The organism is Leeuwenhoekiella sp. MAR_2009_132, from assembly GCF_000687915.1.
Lineage (GTDB): Bacteria > Bacteroidota > Bacteroidia > Flavobacteriales > Flavobacteriaceae > Leeuwenhoekiella.
In genome coordinates this window covers 1415764-1440042 of sequence record NZ_JHZY01000004.1, presented here as the reverse complement: position 1 = coordinate 1440042, position 24279 = coordinate 1415764, and the positions used below count along the sequence as shown (strand labels likewise).

The window sequence follows — 24279 nt, the reverse complement described above, 5'->3', positions numbered from 1 at the left end:
TAATCACTTCACGACGTCAATACGACCCCCTATAAACTTATCTTTTATAACTTCGGTAGGATTACCATAAACGGTAACATCACCTCCGGCACGGATCTTAATTTGAGCTGTTCTACGTGCAAATATATCTGCCTCTCCTCCTGCTTGTATACGTAAGATTGTATCTGTAGTTTCTAAAGATTTTCCTTCAAAAATACCACCTGTATTTATTTCTACATTTTGCTTTTCTGCAGAACCTTTAGCTGTAATAATACCACCGGTTACTGCACGCATTTCTGCAAATTCAACATCCAGACCTGCTTTAACTAGAGCACCTTCCTGTACGCGTATTTCAATTCTGCTCTGCTCTAATAGCTCATTAACTTCTACACGGGCACCTTCATTTGCATCGATTACCCTTAGATTATTGTAATAAACTTCTACAAAGGTCTCATTACCGTCAAAAATCTTTTCTAGGTTCATACGCACTTTTAAGACACCATCACTGTTAATAAGTTCAATATTTTCAGTATCCTTTCCTTTTAAAATAACCTTATTTTCAGAAGATTTTATAAGGTTAACCCGCATACGGTCAAAGACTTTAACCTCTGTAAAGTCACCTATATTTTTTACATTATCCTGTGCATTAATAGCACCCGCCGTTAGCAATACTAACAACACAATTAAATTTTTCATACTGTTTAAATTTGTAATCTAAAGACAAACGGAATTATGAATTGTTACACTTTAAAAAGTTATTTAGCTTTACTTTCGTATTCGGCTTTTGTGCCAATTAATGTAAAATCAAGATGTTTCTTAACTAAATCTGCCTCTTTAACCTTAACATAAACTTCATCGCCCAAAGTGATTGTTTGCTTTGATTTTCTGCCTACAATAGCATACTGCTCCTGGTCAAAATCATAGTGATCACCTTTAATATCACGCAAGCGTATCATACCCTCACATTTATTATCTATAATCTCTACGTAAATACCCCATTCTGTAACACCAGATATAACACCTAAGAATATCTCATCTTTATGATCTTGCATAAATTTGACCTGCATGTATTTAATAGAGTCACGCTCAGCACTTGTTGCAAGATATTCCATATCACTACTGTGCTTACATTTTTGCTCATACTCTTCTTCATTTGCAGATTTACCCTGATCTAGGTAATGCTGTAATAAACGATGTACCATTACATCGGGATATCTTCTTATAGGTGAAGTAAAATGCGAGTAATAATCAAAAGCCAAACCGTAGTGACCTATGTTATCTGTACTATAAACCGCTTTGCTCATAGTACGTATCGTTAAGGTATCTATAAGATTTTGTTCTTTTTTACCGGCTACATCGCTTAGTAAATTATTTAAAGATGCTGTAGTACTCTTACGATCTTTATAATTCATTTTGTAACCAAATCTTCCTGCAATTGTTTGTAACGCAGCCAGTTTTTCATCATTAGGTTCATCATGAATACGATAAACAAAGGTCTTTTTTGGAGATTGATTACCTATAAACTCTGCAACTTTTTTATTTGCAAGTAGCATAAATTCTTCAATAAGCTTGTTAGCATCTTTAGAACTTTTAAAGAATACGCCTACAGGCTCATTATCTTCATCTAAATTAAATTTTACTTCAACTTTATCAAATGAGATTGCGCCGTTTTTCATACGCTGTTTACGCATAATTTTTGCTAATCTATCTAATTCTAAAGTTGCTTCTACAATAGAATCTGGCGAAGTATATTCTTTACCGGTGATAGAAACTTCAGCAGGTATATTACCTTCCCGGGTTTCTATGATTTGTTGGGCCTCTTCATAAGCAAAACGTGCATCGCTATATGTTACAGTACGCCCAAACCATTGATTTAAGACTTTTCCTGAAGATTTATCTAATTCAAAAACTGCAGAAAAGGTGTACTTCTCTTCATTAGGTCGTAAAGAACAGGCATTATTTGATAAAATTTCAGGAAGCATAGGTACAACGCGATCAACCAGATAAACCGATGTTGCACGCTCATAAGCCTCATCATCTAAAATGGTACCGGGAACTACATAATGCGATACATCTGCAATATGAATTCCTACCTCATAATTGCCATTTTCTAACTTTTGAAAGCTTAATGCATCATCAAAATCTTTTGCATCTTTAGGATCTATCGTAAACGTCAAAACATCACGCATATCGCGACGTTTTTTAATCTCTTCCTCTTTTATACTGGTATCAATATTATTTGCGTATTCTTCTACTTCTTTAGGAAAATCGTGAGGTAAACCATATTGAGCAAGAATAGAATGTATTTCGGTATTGTGCTCACCGGGCATTCCCAGAACTTGTATTACACGACCAAAAGGAGAATCTGCTTTTTCTGGCCAGTCTTCAATTTTCACAAGAACCTTCTCACCATCTTTAGCGTCCCCTATTTTGTTTTTAGGAACAAAAATATCGGTACGCATTTTTCCTTCTGCAGAGGTATTTACAAAGGCAAAGCTTTTTTGCATTTGTATCACGCCAACAAACTCCTCTGTTTTACGCTCTATTACCTCTACTATTTCTCCTTCGTGTTTTTTACTTCTACGTTGTTTATAAACGTAAACTTTAACCGTATCGCCATTTAAGGCTTTATTCATATTATTTTTAGGAATGTAAATATCCTGTTCCATACCTTCAACTATAACATAACCATCACCTTTTGAAGTACAATCGAGTTTACCGGTATGGTAATGCGAGGAAGCGTTAAAACTGAATTTTCCGCGTTCTTTTTCTTCTACATGCTTTTTAGCTGTGAGTTGTGATAGTTCTTTTACAATCTCATTGCGACTGTTAGGATCATCTACCTGAAGCTTAGCAGCAATTTGTTTATGGTTGAATAACTTACCGGGTTCTCTTTTTAGAATTTTAAGTATTTTCTGAGAAAGGTCAGCAATTTGTGTAGTGGGTCTTCTTCTTTTTTTATTTGGCATTCAATGCTTTGTATTTAATATTCGTAAAATTAGGGTTATTAGCTGAAACTAAAGGAGCTATTACGTGAACTTTAAGTTAATCTTAGTGGAATAAGCTTCCTAAAATCCTTATTTAATCGTTTGGTAACCAATTCTTAATCTATAATAGTTTCCAGTTGTTAAAATTAACTTAATTTTACACCTAAATGAATTCTTAGTAAACCTATGAAGATACTCAGTATCAAGAAGAACAAAATTCTAATCTTATTTCTAAGTATATTTATACTTGGCATAATAGTCGTATTTACGTACGTAAATTCACAATTCTAAATATCAATTTTTAAATTATAAGAAAAGAGCTCCATAATAGGAGCTCTTTTTTTTTCTGAAATTTTAGATGTTAACAATATATATAATAATCATATTTCTTTTTTAAAATTTAAATAAAATCTGATTGTTATTATAGTCTGTTAATAGCGGTATAAGTTTAGGTATATATTTCTTGCTTTATTAATTATGGGTAGTTGTAAACGTATTATGAGTATCATTATACAACTTAAATCCTTTGATTATCAAGGTAATTTAAGTAGCTGTTAACAATTGTTGATAACCCTAATTAAATGAAAATTTTAGATAAGTTTTTACTAACATTTATTAAAAATAACCTTTTTGATTGCTCATAAAGTGAATACAAAAAATAGGAAGATTTACTTGCATGGTATTACCCATGTTCTGCTTTGTTTTTTTTTAATTATAAAGCAATTTTCATTTTACTTTTTTGATGACAACTTATGAACAGTCATGTTAACTAAATGTTAACTCATTGAATATTAAGTGTATTTACAATAATGTTCTTGTTAACGCGCACTATTTCAAAGTAATTTTGCGGTAACACTATTAACAAATAATCTTTAGTGATCCTATCACCTAATATTTAATTAAACAAAGAGATATTTTTCGGTATTTTCTAAATCAGTACCTATATAAACTTTTATATTCAACCTTAATTCTAATTGCTAGTTTCAAATTTTTTAAAAGCAAAAAAAGGGGTACAAATATTTTAAAATTTGAAAATTGCACTATACTTAGGAAAACGAACTATAAACTATGGAAATTAGAATACTAGAATTTAATCAGCTTGACATACATATGCTTTACGAATTGTTGCAATTACGCTCTGCCGTTTTTGTAGTTGAGCAAGATTGTGTGTATCAGGATATAGATGATAAAGATCAAAAAGCTATCCACGTAATGGGTTATAAAGATAAAGAGTTAGTTGCCTATACGCGAATTTTCAACAAAGGAAACTATTTTGATGAGGCCAGTATAGGCCGTGTTCTTACCAAACAGGATCAACGTAAATATGGGTATGGTAAGTTAATTATGCAAGCCTCTATAAACGAGTTAGAATCTCGCTTTGTGATAAACATTATTCAAATTTCTGCACAAAAGTATCTCAAGAAATTTTATAATGAACTTGGTTTTGTTGAAGTTGGTGAGGGCTATTTAGAAGATAACATTCCCCATATTAAAATGCTTAGAACTAAATAAAAAAACCGCCTTTTGGCGGTTTCTAGTTTTGTTATATATGGTGCAATTAAATCTTGACCGGTGTTTTATTTAAGCTAATACTGTCTAACATCTCGTCTGTAAATTTATAATGCCCACGAGTTGTAAGAATTTTAAATTTAAATTTCTTCATATCGCTTAAAACATCAAGAAAAAGCCATTTAGATTTTAAAAGTCTCGGTTTTTTAGATTTCAAGCTCAATTCAAAAATGTGTTTTTCACCATCGCGCTCTGCAACAATATCTGGTGTGATTGATACTTCGCTACCTCGTTTAATATAAGATTTTGGGCTCTCAAAGCCCTCTGTATCGGCCTTTATATTTTCAAATCCTCTATCTTCTAAATAGCTAATTGCAGTTCCTAAAATTTCAGTGTTCTTATCGGTATCCTTATCTATAGTTATCATAAACAGAAGATACTAAATGAAATTGTTAATAATCTTAAGATAGGGTTAAACCCTTATGTATTATTGTTAAAATACTGAAATTAGTACTAATTATTGAATAATAGTGTCTTTTACTTATTCAAAATCTTCGAATAGCGCTTCGTATCTTTTAATATTGAAATAGCTTCTGCGATCTCTTCATTATGTTTAATTTGATATTTATACAAACCTTCTTTATAGAAATACCGCTTTACAAGTTCATCTATGATTAAATTAGAAATCTCTTTTTCTTTAGAATCTAGTTGTTGTTTTTTAGCAGTATCTATAGACTTCATAAGACCAGCATATTGAGTACTAATTTCTTTTTGAAGGTTATCTTTTTCTGCCGTAAGAAATGATTTTTCTAAATCTTTTTCAGTTTGCGTCTGGTATGTAAATCCTTTTTGTTCAAGAAAAGTTTTAAAAGCTGTATAGTCTGCACTGGTAAATTTAAAATCTTCTAAGTTATCGTAATTATGCTTGTAGAAATAGTCTGTAGCAAAGTCAAAAATTGCCTGGTCCATTAATAAAGCTTCAGTAATCGCGCTTAATTTTGCAGACTCTACCTCAATATCGGGTAATACTCCACCACCATCATAAACCGTTCTTCCCGTTCTTGTTTTAAACTCATTATAATCTGCAACGTTAGTACGTATCGCATTACCCTGATCATCACGGTTCCAGTAATCAAGTGCTTGTATACAACGACCACTAGGTGTATAATATCTGGAGATTGTAACTTTTAACTGCGTACCATAGGTTAGTTCTTTAGGACGCTGTACAAGACCTTTACCAAAGCTTCTGGCTCCTACAATAACACCACGATCATAATCTTGTAAAGAACCCGAAACAATCTCGCTGGCAGATGCACTACGGCCATTTATTAACACAGCAACAGGTATTTCAACATCTAGAGGATCATTAGGTGTGCGGTATTCCTGATTGTATTTCTCAATAACAGATTTTGTAGTGGTAATAATCTGTGCCTTAGGAATAAACAAGTTACTAACATTAATAGCTTCTGTTAATAAACCTCCGGGGTTTCCTCTTAAATCAAGAATTATAGAAGTAGCCCCTTCATTTTTTAATTGTTTTATTGCATCTGCAGTTTCTGAAGAAGCTTTTTTATTGAATTTAGATAAAACAACATAACCTATACTTCCATCAATTAAGGTGTAAAAGGGTACGGCTTTAATATCAATTTCTTCCCGTTTAAGAGTTGTTTGTTTTAAAGTACCCTGGCGTTTAAAAGAAATAGGAATCGAAGTTCCCGGAGCACCTTGCAGTAAATCACCCGCATCAGCATTAAAATCTGCAATAGTTATATCTCCTATTTTAATAAGTTCGTCACCCGCTCTTAAACCGGCTTTATCTGCCGGATAGTCCTTATAAGCTTCCAGAATGATAATTTTTTTGTCTTTTGAAATTACTGAAGCACCTATACCGGTATATTCTCCGGTGTTATTAATACGGGCATCTTCAACCTCCTGCTCGGTCCAATACTTTGTATACGGGTCCAGTTCAGAAAGCATACCTTCTATGGCAGCGTCCATTAATTTTGACGGATTTACCTCATCAACATAATTCATGTTAAGCTCTTTAAACAAGGTGGTAAATATTTCAATCTGCTTAGCAATCTCAAAAAAATCACTCTTAAAACTAACTGTTGTAAATAAAATTACCACTGCGGTTACCGAAACCAATATTCTCTTTCTCATAAATTCTATATTGATGAATTTCTCTTTTTAGCATTTCTTTTTTGCCATCTTAGTAATAAAAAGATAGCCACCATTAAAATAATAATAAACGGCCAAATATAAATGAGACCCAGTAAAAAGGTAGAAATACCCTGCCAACCGCCTTTTATTGCCTGTACAATTTTAGAACCGTACGATTTTGTAATTCCATTTTCAACCGAAATCTTGTAAAAGTTAACGGTTAAAGTGCTGTACGAAACCTGTTTTGATAAGTAATTTAGACGACCCTGTTTAGACTCAATCTCTTCTCGTATTACTGAAAGTTCTCGTTCTATTTCTAAAATATCTTTTACCGAATTTGCTTTTTTCAATAAATCGAGATAACGCATTTCTAGTTCTCGTTTAGCTTTAAGACGGGCTTCTAGATCTATAAATTCTTCGGTTACATCACGTCTTGAAATAGATTTTTCATCAAAAAAAGCTACACTATCGCTTATTAAATCTAGTGCTTTCTGAAAATTCTGAGTAGGAATACGCAGTTCTAACTCTTGAAAATTTCCAGAATAATCTTTACCCGAATTCTCATTTTGTACATAGCCGTTTGAAGCTTCTACAGCTTTCAAAACCTGAGTGCGTGTTTGTATCAGATCTTGCGTTTCAAAGCGTATTCTTCCCGTTTTAATGATTTTTTGTTCGATGTTAGCTACTTGCAAATTAGGAGCCGGTTGCTCATCAGCATATACATCATTTTCGATATGCATTGCTCCTATATTTTCAACCTCGCTAGAAGGAGAACCGCACATATACATTAAACTCAGCAACGTAAAGCCTAGAATCTTCATAACCTATATTTTAGTTTATAATAACAAGTAGTTCAAATACTCTCAAAATTGCGGTTACGCACTCTACTAAGCTACCTATTTTCTAAAGGTCGATTCTCTTTAGTATTAAATTTTGAGATCAACTTCAACATAGCCTTTTCAATTTCTGAGTAGGTCAATACTTCTCGTCCCGTGTAAATAAACATAAACGCAAATGTGCCCTCATTTGTTTGAAAATCAGTTTTATTTTTGCGATAAACTTCTCGCATCAATCGCTTTAAGCGATTGCGGGTAACTGCTAATTTATGATTACGCTTAGCAACAGAAACCCCAGCTTGTATGTTTATTCCTTCTTCGAAAAGTGGTGCTTTAGTATAAAAAAGCAACAAGGGATATGAACTCACTTTTTGACCTTCTTTAAAGAGAAGATCAATGAGTTTTTTACGTTTTAAATGTTCTTTTTTAGGGAAAGTTTGATTCATTTTTTTGCCATTCGGCGAAAGGATTTGAGGTGTAAATATAGCTAACTTATATACTACAGAGATATATTCTTAAGCTTTTGCCTTCTAGTTTTTTATGGTTTTACGCATCTTTTGCACACGGTCAAGATCATCTGTAGCTTGTAATAATTTGCTTTTTAAAACCGGATTTAAGTTAGGATGTGCAGCTAAAAATGCCTCGCGTATTTGGTATGCTTCAGCAGAAGAATACTTTCCTATTGTTGCGTTTAGCCAGTTTTTAGGAAAGAAAATATCTCCCGTTAATTGAATCTCTTCTAGCAATTCTAGCGAAGTTTCTAAATTTTTGAGTCCATCTTCCTGACGTAACGGATGGTTTATATAATGTAAAGCAGAAATCACCCAGGATTCTTTTTCCCTATTTTTTGAATTTCTTAAACCTTCAAAAAATGCATTGCGAGTTGTGGTATCTGCGGCCAATGCGGGTAGCAAAAACTCAAAACGTACTTTTTTATCAGGGTTTGTAATTGAAGCTTCGGCTTCTTTTAAGATAGTTGCTCTATTCTCGTGATTATATACTGCCAGATTCATAGCCATTGCGGTATAATCATCCTCATTGAGTTTTAGATTTTTTATTTCAATCTTCTTATCCCAAATAGCATATAACCTTTCTTTACCGGTTTTAGAATAAGCAATACTGTTAAACAGGCCAAATAAGGTCTTTTTAATATTTGCGGGTAAGTCTTGTTGGAGCTGGGTGTACACTAAATCTTCTAATTCTTTTTGATGAGCTTCCCGTTGTAAATCATCAAAATAGGTCCAATATAAACTTTCCATTTTACTGGTAATTTGACGCAGAATTAAGGCATTTGTTTCGGTTTTTATTCCTTCTTTAAACAGTTTAAAAGCTGAAGATGGTGCAATACTTCCATTAAGCAAATTTTCATAACTGTTAATGTAACTATAACCACGGGCAACAACATCTGTAATTTCAGGAATTTGTGTTAGCGCTTCTTCCGCTTGCGGAAAAATACCATAACCCATTCCGTCATAGTTATAAATGATTTGTAATGGTTTTGGTAAACCTTGCGCGCTCTTTAGATTAAGTTTTGCACCTGCAACTGTTGCCGTAATGCTATGCGTAGAATCTGCGTAAACCAGTCCTATTTTAAAGGTCTGAGGCCATATTTTATCTGTGTTATCTTCGGCATGTTGTGAGAGTATAAATGATTTTATTTCGTTCTGCGCGTTATAAACAATACTATCTGTAAATACAGGTCGATTGCTTTGATTTACCCAGACGTCACTCCATTTGTTAAGATCTATTGTGGTTTTAGCATCGAGTATACCTACCAGATCGTCCCAAACAGCATTGTCATTTGCATAGGTTTTTATGTACTCTTGTATGCCTTCACGAAACTTTTTTTCTCCAACAGCAAGTTCTAACTGGCGCATCATAATAGGTGCTTTATGATAAATAATACCGCCATACAAAGAACCTGCATTTTTAAGATTATCTAGTTGCTGTCGTATGGGGTTTGCACCCTGTGTACGGTCTTCACTATAAGCACCGGGATAATGATTGAGCACGAAAAGTAAATCGTGATTTACATCGGGAAATGCAGGATTTACAATTTTATCTGCCATAAAATTTGCAAATACTTCTTTCATCCAAACATCATCAAACCAGTTCATCGTTACCAAATCACCAAACCACATATGCGCAGTCTCGTGAGCAATAAGTTTTGCGCGTCCCAGTTTATCATTTTCAGTGGCTGTATGATCTAGAAACAATGAAGATTCTTTGTACTGAATAGCGCCCACATGCTCCATCCCACCATATTGAAAAATAGGAATTGAAGCAAAATCTAATTTTTGAAATGGAAACTTTTGCGCAGTATAAGCTTCAAGAAAGTCTACAGCTCCTGCATGTAATTTGAAAATAGGATCTAAACTGTTTGCAATTTTAATGGAGTCTGTTTCCCGATACAGCATTTTCATATTGAGCTCATCAACCTTCTGAGTTGCCGTGTTGAATTTACCCACTACAAAAGAAAAAAGATACGTACTCATCTTATCAGATTTTCCAAATTGATGTGTAGTAAAATCGCCTGCTGTGCTAGTACTAATTTCGGGTGCACCACACAAGACTTCCCATTCTTTAGGCGCGGTTATTTTTAGAATGTAGTTTGCTTTTAGATTGGGTTGATCAAAACAGGGAAACAACGTACTCGCACGATCGGGAACTAAAAGTGTGTACAAAAAATCTGAATTTCGGTTAAGTGATTGTTCACCGGCAATAAAGTCTATTGTAAATGTATTAGAGCCTTCTAAAAGATTTTCTGAAGGAATAATTAAATGCTCATTTTTATGTAGAATAGAGACATCTGTTCCGTTTGCCACTACCCTATTTATAAGACCTTCATTTACATTAAAATCCAGATAAAGCGGTCTTGAAGTATCGTGAATTGTAACTTCTAATTCTAATTTGGCAGGTATTGAATCTTCAAGATTTTTAGGGATGCTTAAATCTAAATTGTAGGTGATATCACTTAATTGCCCTTTGCGAAAATTTGCCAGATCTTTTGAAATTCCGGGTTCAGGAAGAATGTTTTCCTGATCTTTATTTTGACAGGAAATTGAAGTAATAACTAGTAACAGAAGTAAAGAGAAGCGTTTCATAAATTACGGTAGCATTGATAATTTTAAATATCGGAAAAATTGAATGAAGACATTATAAACAACCCGAATATAAAAAGCCGGTTCAATAGACGAACCGGCTTTAAGAGCTTTTTTAAAAACTGAAACTATTCAGTCTGTGTCCAGCTGTTGTTTGACCTATCTATATCTGCCAATAATTGTTGTGCATCTATAGTCATTGCTTTAATTTCTGAAAGCGGTTTGTCTATCGTAAATGTATACGTAGGCATTGCCCATGGCCAGTCTTCCAGTTGCGTACGCTTCATTTCTGGAAATGGATTAGGTTTTTCTGCACGCATCATTCTCAACGGAATGTAATAGGCTTCATTGGTATCATCTGTAGTATTGATGTAAAAATCTATAGGCATTGGCATAAGGCCTTTACGCTCTAATGTTACCTGAGTTTTACCGTCTACTTCTTCTACATTTTTAATCGCATAGTCGATTGTATTTGTAGTTTGCGTCCAGTCTACAAGATACCAGTCTAACTGCATACCACTCACCTTCTCTGCCTCACGTTTAATATCGTTAGGCATAGGATGTTTAAAATGCCAGTTTTTGTAATAGTTCTTAATGGTTTTATCAAGATTCTCTTTGCCTATAATATAACCTAGTTGTGCCATAAACACAGCACCTTTAGAATATGCAGAAGCGCCGTATGCTGCATTTAAAGCATAGCGGTCTGCATAGGTTGTCTGTGGCTGTTCAAAGCCGCTTGTAGCGAGTCTAAAATACGAATTGTAATTTCCTGCCTGCGGATTTGGTTTTTGTTCATCCATAACTACGTTCATTGCTTCATCAGAGATGTAGGATGTAAAACCTTCATCCATCCACTCGTGTTTTTGCTCATTTGTAGCCATTAAAAACTGAAACCAGGTATGTGCAAACTCGTGTGCAGTAACTCCTATAAGGCTGCCTAAATTTCTTCCGCCCGTAATTAATGTACACATCGCATACTCCATACCACCATCACCACCTTGTATCACAGAATATTGATCATAAGGATAAGGACCTATATGCTCGTTATAGTACATTAATAAATCTGCTGTTTTGGGTTGTAGTTTTTTCCAGTTTTCTATGATTTCTTTATCGTCTTTATAGAAAAAATGAAGTACTGTACCATCTTCTGCGGTTAATTTATCGTGTATATAATCAGGATCTGCTGCCCAAGCAAAGTCGTGTACATTAGGAGCTACAAAATGCCAGGTGTATTTACCCTTTACAGGTTTAACCGCTTTTTGACCCGGCTCATTATAACCGTGACCTATTTCCGGGTTTTGTAAGTTACCGGTACCACCTATAGTGTATTCTGAATCTATCGTTATTTTAACATCAAAATCTCCCCATACGCCGTGAAATTCACGAGCGATATAGGGGTCTGCGTGCCAACCTTCAAAGTCATATTCTGCTAATTTAGGATACCACTGCGTCATAGACAGCGCTACACCTTCAGCGTTATCACGACCGCTTCTGCGTATCTGTACTGGCACCTGCCCGTTAAAATTCATATTAAAAGTGGTGCTTTCACCTGGTGCGATAGGTTTTGCCAGGCTAACTTCAAGAACAGTCCCTGCAACTTGATAGGTTAAGGGAGTTCCGTTTTGAGATAGTTTATCAACTTTTAAAAACCCTATCTCGTCTGGCTTTAATTTTGAAATACGGTCTTTAACCCTTCCGTCAGGATCTTTAATGTTTAGAGAGCGTACATCCATTTCACTTCCCGGTTGAAACGCATTAAAATAAAGATGATAAAAAACCTGACTTAATGTATCTGGAGAATTGTTTGTATATACCAATTCTTGTGTACCGGTATAAGTGTAGTTATCCACATCCATATCAACATTCATCTTGTAGTCAACGTGTTGTTGCCAGTAAGACGTATTGTCTTGTGCCTGCGCGAAAGCAAAAACACTTAAAAAAGAAAGACTTATTAGAACTTTTAAATTCATATTCATTTAGATTTTACCAATTAGGAGGTATTAAATATTATCAGAATCAACCCCGAAACATTGAAAGCTTATCTTTAATTTTTCGGTATTTATTCAAATTATTTTGATAATTCGGCCATTTTAAAGGCGTTGTACATATTAACCATTTTACCTGTTTTAGATAACGCCGAAAATGGTTTAACCACTTCACCTTCTTCACCTGCAGAAACCTGAATGTTTGTAGTTACACCACTCTGTAAAATAATCTGCTTTATTTGTGCAGCAGAAAATTGAGGGTAATACGATCTCAACATTGCAGCTACACCGGCAACTTCTGGCGAAGCCATAGAAGTCCCCTGTAAAAACTGATAAGAGTTACCTGGTGTAGTTGACCAGATTTGAACACCGGGAGCAAAAACATCTACATTAGCTTTACCAAAGTTAGAAAAGCTTGCTACCAGTTTACCTCCGTATTTATAGTTTAAAGCGCCAACCGTAATCACATTATCTGCAAACTCGGTAATATTATCTAATTGATCGTTAGGATATACCGTATCACCCATATCAAGATCTATACCCTCATTACCTGCAGCATTTACGATAAGAACATCCTTTTTTGCAGCATATTTTATTGCATCGTAAACCCACTCCGGGTTGGTAGCAAAGTATTTACCAAAACTAGTATTGATTACTTTTGCTCCATTGTCAACAGCATATCGTAAAGCCAATGCGATATCCTTGTCGCGCTCATCACCATCTGGCACCGCGCGAACAGTCATAATTTTCACATTGTTTGCAACACCATTCATCCCTATCCCATTATCGCGTTGAGCAGCAATAATACCGGCAACGTGTGTACCGTGTAAAGCAGCATCAGGATCTGGTCCTGTTACATTGTTATTACCATAAACAACATCTTTAATATCATCAGGATTATCACCTAAAACACTACGGTAATTACCCTCTAGATTGTAATTGTTATTAAGACGATCTGTCATGCTTTCTAGTTGCTCATTAAGCATTACTAAAAATTCTGGAATCGTATCTGCATACGTTAGCATTTGAGTAAGCACACCTTTATTGCGTTCCTCCATCGCTGTTGTTGCGGGTAATGTAGCAACATCTTCTACAGTATAATCTTCTTTCCCAAATTTTTCTGTAGCAGCAGCATGAGCAGTTTTTACGGCTGCAAGTAAGCCATCGTATTGCGTTTTTTGCTGAATTAATTCATCACGCTCTGTTTCTACCTGTCTTTTAGCCTCGGTATAGGTTTTAAATAGCTCTTTTTGAGCAGCAGGCACTTGATCTAAAGTTTTGCCTTTAAACTGTGCATCGTATTTCTGTACGATTCTGCTTTTCTCTAATTGTTCCTGAACAATGTCTCCTAGAAAATTCCATCCGTGCACGTCATCAATATATCCGTTTTTGTCATCGTCAATACCGTTACCGGCAATTTCCCCAGGATTTGTCCACAATACATTTTTAAGATCTTCATGCGTAATATCTATACCGCTGTCGACGACACCTACAATTACAGAAGTTCCTTTGCCTTTAATAAGTTCGGCATAGGTTTTCTCAACACTCATACCCGGCACAGTGTCCATAGTGATATCCATCATCGGCCAATTCTTCAATTGGTCTTCGCTGAGGTCACTTATTTTTAAAGGAAGTTTATCTACATTTTCTTCCGGTATGGTAAGTAATGGTGCGGTACCGCAAGCATTTAGAAACAGTGCAGCACTAAATGCTGCAATAAAAATTCTTTTCATTTTATAGGAGTTGTTATTTAAATTTTTGTTTGAAGGTTTTCGCTTTTAACTCAAGTAAGAGGTCTGGTTTACAGGACGTCTTCGATCTTAAAACGTTCTTTAAGTCTAACCCCTTTATCTGTATGTTCTACTGTGATTATGGGATTGTGAGCATCATGCTCTAGCCATAAATAATAATTATTATCTGCGGCTTCTTTCAAAAACGTGTCTTTTTCACCTAAGGTGAGCAAGGGTCTTGTATCAAAACCCATTACATAAGGCAATGGTAAATGGCCTGCTGTAGGAAGCAAATCTGCCATAAAAACAAGGGTTTTATCTTTGTATTCTATATGCGGAATCATTTGCTTATCGGTATGACCATCTGCAAATAAAATACCAAAATCAAGTTCTGATGTTGCAGAAAAAGCGTTTTGAGGTTTATCAACAAATCGCAATTGACCACTTTGTTTAATAGGTAAAATGTTTTCTTCTAAAAAAGAAGCTTTCTCACGAGCATTAGGTTTTGTTGCCCATTCCCAATGATCTGCGTTACTCCAGTAAATTGCATTCTTAAAGGTAGGTATCAGGGTTTTGCCGTCATTTGCCCATTTTATAGAGCCACCACTGTGGTCAAAGTGTAAATGTGTAAGAAAAACATCGGTAATATCATCTGGGTGAAAGCCTTTTTGCTTCAATGATTTTTCTAAAGTAGCATCTCCCCAGGGATGATAATAACCAAAGAATTTATCACTTTGTTTATCTCCCATTCCCGTGTCTATAAGTATTAGGCGATTGCTGTGTTCAATAAGCAGACATCGTGCACCAATGTCTATCATATTATTTGCATCTGCGGGGTTTGTACGTGTCCATAATGTTTTGGGAACAACACCAAACATAGCACCACCGTCTAATTTAAAACTGCCGGCGTCAATTGCGTGTATTATCATATAGTTGCGTTCTGTAAACCAGTTGATATGTACTGAATTTTAAAAAATATCACATAACATTATCACATATCTTTTTAAAAGGCACACCTCAATTATTAGGTAAAGTCTTGCAAAATACTAAAAGCACGTTAAATCAAATTTTTCTAGCCGTCTAATTAAGCTATATTTAACACGGAAACGGCTTTGTGCGCTTTAGAATCAATGCAGAAAAACGTATCATAGCAAAAAATTGAATTCATGTTAGAACTGGGAGGAATCATTATATTAGGAATACTAGCACAATGGGTTGCCTGGAAGTTTAAAATTCCGGCGATTTTACCGCTTATACTTATCGGGCTTTTTGTGGGACCTATCTCTACCTTATTTACTTATGACGGTTCAAAATGGATTGAACCTATATGGAATGGTGAAGTGGGTATTTTTCCCGGAGAGCGGCTATTTAATTTTGTGTCACTGGCAATTGGGATTATTCTTTTTGAGGGAGGCCTTACACTGCGTTTTAGTGAGATAAAAAATGTAGGCCCCGTGATTACAAAGTTAATTATTGTAGGATCTTTAGTTACGTTTTTTGGAGCGGGAGCTGCTGCCTATTATATTTTTGATTTAAGTTTACGTATATCGTTTTTATTCTCTGCATTAATAATAGTTACGGGACCCACCGTGATTACACCCATTCTAAGAAATATTCCGCTTAAAAAAGATATTTCGACAATCTTAAAATGGGAAGGTATTTTAATAGATCCTATAGGAGCTCTTGTTGCCGTATTAGTATTTGAATTTATTAGTGTAGATGCCGGTAGCGAGTTTACATTAACCGCTCTTGAAGAGTTTGGTAAAATTGTACTTTTTGGCTTTACCTTCGGTTTTACTTTTGCACATGCACTGGCTTTATGTATTAAACGAAAAGTCATTCCGCATTACTTATTAAATGTATTTACACTCGCTTCTGTTTTAGGTGTTTTTATACTTTCAGACTTATTTGCGCACGAGAGCGGCCTTCTTTCTGTAGTGGTGATGGGTATGGTAATGGGTAATATGAAATTACCTAACTTAAAAGAACTTTTATATTTTAAAGAATCGCTAAGTGTACTTCTTATTTCGTTGCTGTTTATTCTACTTTCAGCAAACATAGAAATCCAAGATTTATATCTCGTTTATACCTGGAAGGCGGTATTGTTATTTGCTATTGTTGTTTTTGTGTTGCGACCTATAGGCGTATTCTTAAGCTCAAAAGGGTCTGGTCTCAAGTTTAATGAGAAACTGTTTGTAAGTTGGGTAGGCCCACGTGGTATTGTTGCTGCAGGTATTGCCTCACTCTTTGGATTAAAACTGGTAGATGAAGGTGTTGCCGGGGCAGAATATATCACGCCTCTTGTATTTATGATTGTGTTAGGAACGGTTTTATTAAACGCAACAACGGCACGTCTTTTTGCTAAAATTGTAGGTGTGTTTTTAACTGAATCTAAAGGTATAGTGATTATAGGTGCGTCTAAAGCTTCCCGAATTATTGCAGAATATTTGATGAAAGGTGGTCGTCACGTTGTACTTGTTGACAGTAACAGTGTGAATATCGAAAAAGCAAAAGAACGCGGTCTGGAAGCTATTGAAGACAGCATTTATTCAGATAGCTTAATGAATAATATAGAACTTAATGATGTAGGATATTTGATGGCACTAACCGGTAATGGTGATATAAATCAATATGCCATTAATAGATTTAAAGATATTTTTGGTGAAAATGGCGCATTTAGACTCATTACTCCAGATGAGATGAAAGATCCTCAAAGCAGTCCCGAAGGAGGTTTATTTTCACCTACAGACGATTTTATTCGCTTAACCGAAGTGGCCCGCGCACATCCCACTATTCAGGAAGTTAATATTGATTCTAAAGAGATGTTTGAGAAGTTGATAGAAAGTACCCGAGCAGATAAAAATAGTATTCCTATATTTTTGAAAAAGGAATCTGGCGAACTCGAAATTTTAAAATCTAATATAGACGATCTTGAGGTAGATTCATATGTAGATACTAAGTTGGTTTATTTAGGAAAACCATTTGATCCAGAAAAAATGCCGGTTAAAGAAAAACTGGTCATAGAAGAGCCAGAAGCATAATATTTAAGGGATTCAAATTGAGTCCCTTTTTTTATTGAATAATTTTAAGGACTCGTGCATTTTTTCTTATTATGGTAGCAACGTATATTAAAATTTTGCTAAGTGATTGCGGGTATGTGTTTTAATATCAAATTGTTCTGTAAATTTCTAAAAAATATAAAATGCAAAACAGACGTTCGTTTATTAAAAAATCTGGTCTCGCCGTTGCAGCCACTACGATTCCATTTCCTTACTTAGCGTGTTCAAAACCTAATAAGAAGCTTGGCATTGCGCTTTTAGGTCTGGGTAGTTACGCTACAAACAATTTAGCTCCTGCGCTTCAGAAAACGCAGCATATAGAGTTGAGGGGTATTGTTACAGGAAGTCCTGAAAAAATTCCTACCTGGAAAGATAGATATGGGATCAAAGACAGTAATATTTATAATTATGAAAATCTGTCTTCAATAGTTGATAATAAAGATATTGATGTAGTGTACATTGTTACACCTACTTTTTTACATAAAAAATTCTGCATATTAGCCGCTGAAGCTGGTAAACATGTTTTTTGCGAAAAACCTATGGCAATGACTGTAGCAGAATGTCAGGAAATAATAGATGCTTGCGATAAGAACGGAGTAAAACTGGCCATTGGCTACCGTATGCAACATGAAGAAAACACAAAGACAATCATAGAATGGTCTAAAACACAACCCTACGGTGCTCTAGAGCAGGTACACACAGAAGCCGGTTTTAAAATTGGTGCTGATGCAGGCTGGCGATTAGATGGTGCAAAAGGAGGAGGTGCAATCTATGATATGGGTGTTTACCCTATTAATGCAATGCGTTATGCAACGGGTCTCGAACCAGTATCATTAACCGCAAAACACGTTACTCAACGCAAATCGCTGTTTACAAACGGAGCTGAAGAAATCACCTATTTTGACGTAGAATTTCCTGACGGAATAACAGCTAAAGGCCGGGTAACTTATGCTGACAATATAAATTTTTTAAAAGTAGCTTGTAAAGATGGAAATTATGAACTGTCCCCTTTTCAGAGTTATACGGGAGTTCAGGGTAGCACTAGTGATGGGAAAAAGCTTGAACCTTGCAATTGCAATCAACAAACGCTGCAAATGGATGATGATGCGCTCTCTATCCTAGAAAATAAAGAGATGACTGCCCCAGGGATCGAAGGCCTACGTGATATTCAAATTGTAGAAGCAGCTTTAGAATCTGGTAGAACTAATGGAGCAAAAATTTTACTTAAACAGTACTAATTCTTAAGAATTACTTCAAAAAAAAAGTCTTAACTAAGACTCTTTTTTTGAAGTAAAATATTCTGATAAGACCAGCAGCATTCCTGCCATTGCTCCTAGTGCCATAAGCCAGACCATAAGTTGATTTTCTTTAGCAGGCGTCCATTGACTTAACCCGCCGCAAACCACAATTAATCCCAGGCCTATGAGTTGTTTCTTTTGCATTAATCATTAAGTTTTAAAACAGCCATAAATGCTTCCTGTGGTATTTCAACGTTACCTACCTGACGCATACGTTTTTTACCTTTTTTCTGTTTTTCAAGAAGTTTACGCTTACGCGAAATATCACCACCATAACATTTTGCGGTAACGTCTTTACGTAAAGCCTTTACCGTTTCTCTTGCAATAACTTTAGCCCCTATTGCAGCTTGTATAGGTATATCAAACTGCTGGCGTGGTATTAGCTCTTTTAATTTCTCACAAATTCGTTTACCTATATCGTAGGCATTGTCACGGTGTAAAAGTGCAGATAGTGCATCTACTACATTCGCATTTAACAATACATCTACCTTAACCAGATGTGATGCACGCATACCTATAGGTGTATAATCAAAAGAAGCGTATCCTTTTGAAACCGTTTTAAGACGATCGTAGAAGTCAAAAACGATTTCAGCAAGCGGCATATCAAAAGACAATTCAACACGCTCTGGAGTTAAATAAGTTTGATTTGTAATCTGACCCCGCTTCTCAATACATAGAGACATTACAGGTCCTACAAAATCTGCTTTAGTAATTATAGAAGCCTTTATAAATGGTTCTTCAACGCGATCTATCCCAGAAGGGTCTGGTAAATCTGAAGGGTTATTAACTAAGATAGGCGTATCTCTGTTTTTAATTGTGTATGCATGGTAGGATACGTTAGGTACTGTAGTGATTACAGTCATATCAAACTCACGCTCTAAACGTTCCTGTATGATTTCAAGATGCAACATTCCTAAAAACCCACATCTAAAACCAAAACCAAGAGCAGCAGAACTTTCCGGTACAAATACTAAAGAAGCATCATTTAACTGCAGTTTTTCCATAGAAGAGCGTAAATCTTCATAATCTTCAGTATCTACAGGATAAATACCTGCAAATACCATAGGTTTCACATCTTCAAAACCTTCAATCATATTTGTAGTAGGCGTCTTTGCATCTGTAATAGTATCCCCTACCTTTACTTCTTTTGCTTCTTTAATACCGGTAATAAGGTAACCTACATCTCCTGTTTTAATTACTTTTTTAGGAGTCTGTTTAAGATTAAGCGTTCCTACTTCATCTGCAAAGTAAGTTTTACCGGTAGCCATAAACTTGATGTTTTGGCCTTTTTTAATTTCCCCGTTTAAAACTCTAAAATAGGTTTCAACCCCTCTAAAAGGATTGTAAACCGAATCAAAAATAAGTGCTTGTAACGGTTCATCTACCACACCTTTAGGAGGAGGTATACGTTCAATAATTGCATTTAAAATTTCCTGAATTCCCAAACCTGTCTTTGCACTTGCAGGAATTACATCTTCATGTTTACAACCTAAAAGATCTACAATATCGTCTGTAACTTCCTCTGGATTTGCGCTGGGTAAATCAACTTTATTTAAAACAGGTATAATCTCAAGATCATTTTCTAAAGCCAGATATAGGTTAGAAATAGTTTGTGCCTGTATACTTTGAGCTGCATCAACAATTAGCAAAGCGCCTTCGCAGGCAGCAATACTACGAGATACCTCATATGAGAAATCTACGTGACCTGGAGTGTCAATAAGATTAAGTATATAGGGCTCACCGTTATGTACATAATCCATCTGTATAGCGTGCGATTTAATGGTGATACCACGTTCACGCTCAAGATCCATACTATCTAAAAGTTGCTCTTGTTTTTCACGTGCTGTAACAGAACCCGTAGCGTCGAGTAAACGATCTGCAAGGGTACTTTTACCGTGATCAATGTGAGCTATAATGCAAAAATTGCGAATGTTCTTCATAGACTTTCTTCATCGTGCGACACTAAAGTCGCTTTAGCGCACAAATATACAGTTTAGAAAAGCCATTTTCTAATAAATCTATTTTAAGGGAATTATTATTCTTAAAGTTTAAAAAAAGGTCAAAATTCATTCAGCTTTAACATTAAAATTACATTAGATTTGATTTTCTATGCGGAACACAATTCTATTCTACATATTTCTTGCTCCTTTGGCACTAATTGCACAGGAGTACGATATCTCTTCTAAAGTCATTGATTCTAAGAAGAAACCGGTCTCCTTTGCAAATATCTTATTGCTTAAAGCAGCAGATTCTAGCTTTGTAAAAGGGACAGTAAGTGAAGATGATGGTTCTTTTAAATTCTCAAATTTAGAGATAGCCCGCTACTTAATAAAAGTAAGTTTTGTAGGCTATAAAGATTTTTACAGCACTCCTATTGATGTTAAAGACGCTAGTATTCTTCCTCCTTTTACATTACAAGACAGTGCAGAATTTCTGGATGAAGTTACCATTACAGCAAAAAGACCAGTAATACAACGCAAGATTGATCGGCTGGTGTTTGATGTAGAAAATACTGCAATTTCTTCGGGGTCAACATACGATATTCTAAAGCGTACGCCCGGAGTTATTATAAATCAAGATCAGATTTTAGTGAAAAACAGGCCGGCACAGATTTATATAAATGACCGAAAAGTTTATTTAACAAGTCAAGAATTGCAGCAATTGCTTGAAGGTTTTGCCGGAGTCAATGTAAAATCTGTGGAAGTTATAACTACACCACCGGCAAAATACGATGCAGAAGGCGGTGCGATTTTAAATATCATTACTTCAAAAAATCTTTCAATAGGGTATAAAGGAAGTATTAATGCTTCAAACACCGTGGGTATTGTTCCTAAATATGCCGTAGGAACAAGCCAATATTACAAAACCGACTGGTTAAATGCATATGCCAGTTATACCTTTAATTCACGTTTTGATACTAAAACCGATGAGGGGTTTGTACAATTTTATAACCCCGATGGAAGCGAAAAAGCAACCTGGGAAGATTTATTTAAACGCGATACCCGTACATTTTCACATAGCCTAAATACTATTTTAGATTTCACGTTAAGTGAAACCGAATTACTAAGCTTTAGCGCTAATATCTTACATACGCCTAAAGCAGATTCAGATATTAGCGGTAGAACAGAAACGTATAATCCGCAAGGACAGCTTGATTCTTTATATACCACACAAAGCCTACTTGAGAATGACCGTGATAATTTGATCTTTAGTTTAAACTACGATAAAGAACTGGGAGAAAATGGTGCGAAGTTAACTACGATTGCAAACTATATTGATTACACAGACAATCAAATTCAATCTGTAAACACGCGTTATTTTTCTAACCAGGGAAACCTTTTAAATGCAAATGCGTTCAATACCATACCTACTCAAAATTCTCAAATTTATACAGGACAGTTAGATTATACCGGAAGCTTAGAAAATTGGGCAATTGAAACCGGAGTAAAATATTCAGGAATTAACTCTGAAAGTAGACAGGAATTTTTCAATACTGCCGGAAATGTGAGTGATTCTGATGCTATTTTAAATGATAATTTTGATTATACCGAAAATATATACGCTTCTTATTTCAGCTTTTCTAGAGATTGGGATAAATGGAGTTTTAAAGGCGGTTTACGAGGAGAATATACAGCTGCAAATGGCGACTCACGAACATTGGGAGTTGTAAACACACAAGAATATCTCGAGTTGTTTCCTACTGTTTACATAACTAACAACCCGTCTGAAAATCATTCTTTTAGTTTGACCTATAACCGAAGAATTGATCGGCCGCGTTTTCAGAGCTTGAATCCTTTTAGATATTTCTTAAATGAAAATAATTTTCAGGAAGGAGATCCTAATATTCAGCCTGCAATAGCTAATAGAATTCAATTTAATTATACGTTTAAAAATAAGTTGAGTATTGATCTATATTGGGATCGTATAGATAATGCGATGAGCCGTTTACCTTTTCAGGATAATCAGGATTTGACCTTAAGAAGTGTGAATACTAATCTCAATTATGAGCGACAATTCAGCTTTGATATTACGTATTCTGAATTTGTTACCAATTGGATGTGGATGAGTGTCGAATCTTCCTTTTATAATATGGAAAACGAATTTAAAGCACTCGAAAGTCAGGTCGATAACGTGAAAAAGAATATTAATGGTGTTTATTTACGAACCCTGAATTATTTAATAATAGATCAATCGCTTACCGCAACAGTTACAAATTATTTTATGTCAAATATTCTGGCCGGTTCTTATGAATACGATCGCCCGCAGTATGCTTTAAGTCTTGATCTACAGAAGGCCTTTATGAATGGGAGGTTAACGGCGACTTTTAGTACTGAAGATATATTTAATACGATGAATATCCCGCTTACTTCAAAATATGGGAATCAAAACAATACTTTCTTCGCAATGCCAGAATCTCAAAAGATTCGGCTAGGACTGCGCTACAAATTTGGGAATTTCAAGTTAAGCGACAACAGCAGAGATATTAATACTGAAGAAGAAAAGCGCTTAACAAAACAATAGTTAAAGCTACACTCTTTTTTTTACGTATATAAACTACACACTTACTTAGCAAAACATTGCTTAATTTTGCAAAAAATTTATCGTTTTGTCAAAAATAGGAGATATTGATGTAGGAGACTTCCCGTTGCTTTTAGCACCTATGGAAGATGTAAGTGATCCACCGTTTCGCGCATTGTGTAAAGAGCAGGGTGCAGATGTGGTTTTTACTGAATTTATTTCGAGTGAAGGCCTTATTCGGGATGCCGCTAAAAGCGTGATGAAACTCGATATTTACGAGAAAGAACGACCCGTAGGCATTCAGATCTTTGGTGCAAATCTCGAATCGATGTTGCAAAGTGTAGAGATCGTTGAAGCTTCAAAGCCAGATATTATTGACATCAACTTTGGTTGTCCTGTAAAAAAAGTGGTTTCTAAGGGCGCCGGTGCCGGGATTCTAAAAGACATAGACCTTATGGTTTCCCTAACCGAAGCTATGGTTAAGCATACACACCTTCCTATTACCGTAAAAACCCGTTTGGGTTGGGATCACGATTCTATCAAAATTGTGGAGGTTGCAGAACGTTTACAGGATGTGGGCTGCAAGGCGATTTCCATACACGGAAGAACCCGTGCCCAAATGTATAAAGGTAGCGCCGACTGGAGACCTATTGCTGCAGTTAAAAACAATTCAAGAATGCATATTCCTGTTTTTGGGAATGGTGATGTAGACACACCCGAAAAAGCTGCTTTAATGCGTGATGAATATGGTTTAGATGGCGCGATGATAGGCCGTGCTAGCATAGGCTACCCCTGGTTTTTTAAAGAAGTAAAGCATTATTTTAAAACTGGAGAACACTTACCACCTCCTACAATGCAAGAGCGCATAAATGCTGCCCGTAGACATTTACAAATGGCAATAGATTGGAAAGGTGAAAAACTGGGTGTTTTTGAGACGCGTCGTCATTATACTAACTATTTTAAAGGGATTCCTGACTTTAAAGAATACCGAATGAAAATGGTGACCAGTGATGATTCTATAGATGTATTTGCAGCCTTCGATGAGGTTGAAGAGCGTTTTTCAGACTATGTCTTTGAACATTAGAAACTGAATTTTATTCTTTTTTCAATTGAA

17 protein-coding genes are annotated in these 24279 nt (G+C 35.4%); 5 read left to right on the top strand and 12 right to left on the bottom strand.

Annotation, left to right across the window (positions count from 1 at the left end; all coding sequences use genetic code 11):
• Nucleotides 1-3 precede the first annotated feature (3 nt).
• Both P164_RS14665 and rnr read right to left on the bottom strand, forming a co-directional pair.
• Entirely contained in the window at nucleotides 4-675 is a 672-nt protein-coding gene (locus tag P164_RS14665) for a head GIN domain-containing protein (RefSeq protein ID WP_028377084.1), read from the bottom strand.
• A 59-nt stretch (nucleotides 676-734) separates the two neighbouring features.
• Nucleotides 735-2948, bottom strand: coding sequence for a ribonuclease R (gene rnr / locus P164_RS14660; protein WP_028377083.1), 2214 nt, complete (start codon nucleotides 2946-2948; stop codon nucleotides 735-737).
• Between the two features lie 1086 nt (nucleotides 2949-4034).
• Between rnr and P164_RS14655 the strand changes: the two genes are divergently transcribed.
• Nucleotides 4035-4478 (top strand): GNAT family N-acetyltransferase, encoded by a 444-nt coding sequence (locus P164_RS14655; RefSeq protein WP_028377082.1) that lies wholly within the window; start codon nucleotides 4035-4037, stop codon nucleotides 4476-4478.
• Between the two features lie 46 nt (nucleotides 4479-4524).
• Here P164_RS14655 and P164_RS14650 read toward each other — a convergent pair whose 3' ends face one another.
• The 8 genes from P164_RS14650 to P164_RS14615 all read right to left on the bottom strand — a co-directional run bounded on the left by P164_RS14650 (nucleotide 4525) and on the right by P164_RS14615 (nucleotide 15219).
• Nucleotides 4525-4902, bottom strand: a complete 378-nt coding sequence (locus P164_RS14650; RefSeq protein WP_028377081.1) for a hypothetical protein — start codon at nucleotides 4900-4902, stop codon at nucleotides 4525-4527.
• Between the two features lie 110 nt (nucleotides 4903-5012).
• Entirely contained in the window at nucleotides 5013-6638 is a 1626-nt protein-coding gene (locus P164_RS14645) for a S41 family peptidase (RefSeq protein ID WP_028377080.1), read from the bottom strand.
• Nucleotides 6639-6643: 5 nt separating this feature from the next.
• Complete coding sequence (locus tag P164_RS14640; protein ID WP_028377079.1) at nucleotides 6644-7459, bottom strand: DUF4349 domain-containing protein; 816 nt, start codon at nucleotides 7457-7459, stop codon at nucleotides 6644-6646.
• A 71-nt stretch (nucleotides 7460-7530) separates the two neighbouring features.
• Entirely contained in the window at nucleotides 7531-7920 is a 390-nt protein-coding gene (gene rnpA / locus P164_RS14635; RefSeq protein WP_028377078.1) for a ribonuclease P protein component, read from the bottom strand.
• A gap of 84 nt (nucleotides 7921-8004) precedes the next feature.
• Nucleotides 8005-10578, bottom strand: coding sequence for a M1 family metallopeptidase (locus tag P164_RS14630; protein ID WP_028377077.1), 2574 nt, complete (start codon nucleotides 10576-10578; stop codon nucleotides 8005-8007).
• Nucleotides 10579-10703: 125 nt separating this feature from the next.
• Nucleotides 10704-12545: a M1 family metallopeptidase gene (locus P164_RS14625; protein ID WP_035899880.1), complete on the bottom strand. Its 1842-nt coding sequence runs from the start codon at nucleotides 12543-12545 to the stop codon at nucleotides 10704-10706.
• 98 nt (nucleotides 12546-12643) lie between these two features.
• Nucleotides 12644-14293: a S8 family peptidase gene (locus P164_RS14620; protein ID WP_028377075.1), complete on the bottom strand. Its 1650-nt coding sequence runs from the start codon at nucleotides 14291-14293 to the stop codon at nucleotides 12644-12646.
• Between the two features lie 68 nt (nucleotides 14294-14361).
• Nucleotides 14362-15219, bottom strand: coding sequence for an MBL fold metallo-hydrolase (locus P164_RS14615; RefSeq protein ID WP_028377074.1), 858 nt, complete (start codon nucleotides 15217-15219; stop codon nucleotides 14362-14364).
• A gap of 237 nt (nucleotides 15220-15456) precedes the next feature.
• Here P164_RS14615 and P164_RS14610 point away from each other — a divergent pair, with 237 nt between their 5' ends.
• Entirely contained in the window at nucleotides 15457-17331 is a 1875-nt protein-coding gene (locus P164_RS14610; RefSeq protein WP_028377073.1) for a cation:proton antiporter, read from the top strand.
• Between the two features lie 161 nt (nucleotides 17332-17492).
• Nucleotides 17493-18587 (top strand): Gfo/Idh/MocA family protein, encoded by a 1095-nt coding sequence (locus P164_RS14605; RefSeq protein ID WP_028377072.1) that lies wholly within the window; start codon nucleotides 17493-17495, stop codon nucleotides 18585-18587.
• Nucleotides 18588-18620: 33 nt separating this feature from the next.
• On the opposite strand, the gene P164_RS18740 is transcribed toward P164_RS14605, so the two are convergent.
• On the bottom strand, nucleotides 18621-18791 hold the full coding sequence (locus tag P164_RS18740; RefSeq protein ID WP_159106033.1) for a hypothetical protein: 171 nt from the start codon (nucleotides 18789-18791) through the stop codon (nucleotides 18621-18623).
• Nucleotides 18791-20587, bottom strand: a complete 1797-nt coding sequence (lepA, locus tag P164_RS14600) for a translation elongation factor 4 (protein WP_028377071.1) — start codon at nucleotides 20585-20587, stop codon at nucleotides 18791-18793. The genes P164_RS18740 and lepA overlap by 1 nt, the downstream gene beginning before the upstream one ends.
• Before the next feature lie 169 nt (nucleotides 20588-20756).
• Here lepA and P164_RS14595 point away from each other — a divergent pair, with 169 nt between their 5' ends.
• Both P164_RS14595 and dusB read left to right on the top strand, forming a co-directional pair.
• Entirely contained in the window at nucleotides 20757-23168 is a 2412-nt protein-coding gene (locus P164_RS14595; RefSeq protein ID WP_035899877.1) for an outer membrane beta-barrel family protein, read from the top strand.
• A gap of 85 nt (nucleotides 23169-23253) precedes the next feature.
• Nucleotides 23254-24249: a tRNA dihydrouridine synthase DusB gene (dusB, locus tag P164_RS14590; protein WP_028377069.1), complete on the top strand. Its 996-nt coding sequence runs from the start codon at nucleotides 23254-23256 to the stop codon at nucleotides 24247-24249.
• Nucleotides 24250-24279: the final 30 nt, after the last annotated feature.

What these genes read in the sequence shown, in the direction of transcription:
- rnpA (WP_028377078.1), bottom strand. Translation starts at nt 7,920, where the DNA reads ATGAATCAAACTTTCCCTAAAAAAGAACATTTAAAACGTAAAAAACTC.
- P164_RS14665 (WP_028377084.1), bottom strand. Translation starts at nt 675, where the DNA reads ATGAAAAATTTAATTGTGTTGTTAGTATTGCTAACGGCGGGTGCTATT.
- P164_RS14605 (WP_028377072.1), top strand. Translation starts at nt 17,493, where the DNA reads ATGCAAAACAGACGTTCGTTTATTAAAAAATCTGGTCTCGCCGTTGCA.
- rnr (WP_028377083.1), bottom strand. Translation starts at nt 2,948, where the DNA reads ATGCCAAATAAAAAAAGAAGAAGACCCACTACACAAATTGCTGACCTT.
- P164_RS14645 (WP_028377080.1), bottom strand. Translation starts at nt 6,638, where the DNA reads ATGAGAAAGAGAATATTGGTTTCGGTAACCGCAGTGGTAATTTTATTT.
- P164_RS14655 (WP_028377082.1), top strand. Translation starts at nt 4,035, where the DNA reads ATGGAAATTAGAATACTAGAATTTAATCAGCTTGACATACATATGCTT.
- P164_RS18740 (WP_159106033.1), bottom strand. Translation starts at nt 18,791, where the DNA reads ATGCAAAAGAAACAACTCATAGGCCTGGGATTAATTGTGGTTTGCGGC.
- P164_RS14615 (WP_028377074.1), bottom strand. Translation starts at nt 15,219, where the DNA reads ATGATAATACACGCAATTGACGCCGGCAGTTTTAAATTAGACGGTGGT.
- P164_RS14625 (WP_035899880.1), bottom strand. Translation starts at nt 12,545, where the DNA reads ATGAATTTAAAAGTTCTAATAAGTCTTTCTTTTTTAAGTGTTTTTGCT.
- P164_RS14595 (WP_035899877.1), top strand. Translation starts at nt 20,757, where the DNA reads ATGCGGAACACAATTCTATTCTACATATTTCTTGCTCCTTTGGCACTA.
- P164_RS14610 (WP_028377073.1), top strand. Translation starts at nt 15,457, where the DNA reads ATGTTAGAACTGGGAGGAATCATTATATTAGGAATACTAGCACAATGG.
- P164_RS14640 (WP_028377079.1), bottom strand. Translation starts at nt 7,459, where the DNA reads ATGAAGATTCTAGGCTTTACGTTGCTGAGTTTAATGTATATGTGCGGT.
- P164_RS14620 (WP_028377075.1), bottom strand. Translation starts at nt 14,293, where the DNA reads ATGAAAAGAATTTTTATTGCAGCATTTAGTGCTGCACTGTTTCTAAAT.
- P164_RS14630 (WP_028377077.1), bottom strand. Translation starts at nt 10,578, where the DNA reads ATGAAACGCTTCTCTTTACTTCTGTTACTAGTTATTACTTCAATTTCC.
- P164_RS14650 (WP_028377081.1), bottom strand. Translation starts at nt 4,902, where the DNA reads ATGATAACTATAGATAAGGATACCGATAAGAACACTGAAATTTTAGGA.
- lepA (WP_028377071.1), bottom strand. Translation starts at nt 20,587, where the DNA reads ATGAAGAACATTCGCAATTTTTGCATTATAGCTCACATTGATCACGGT.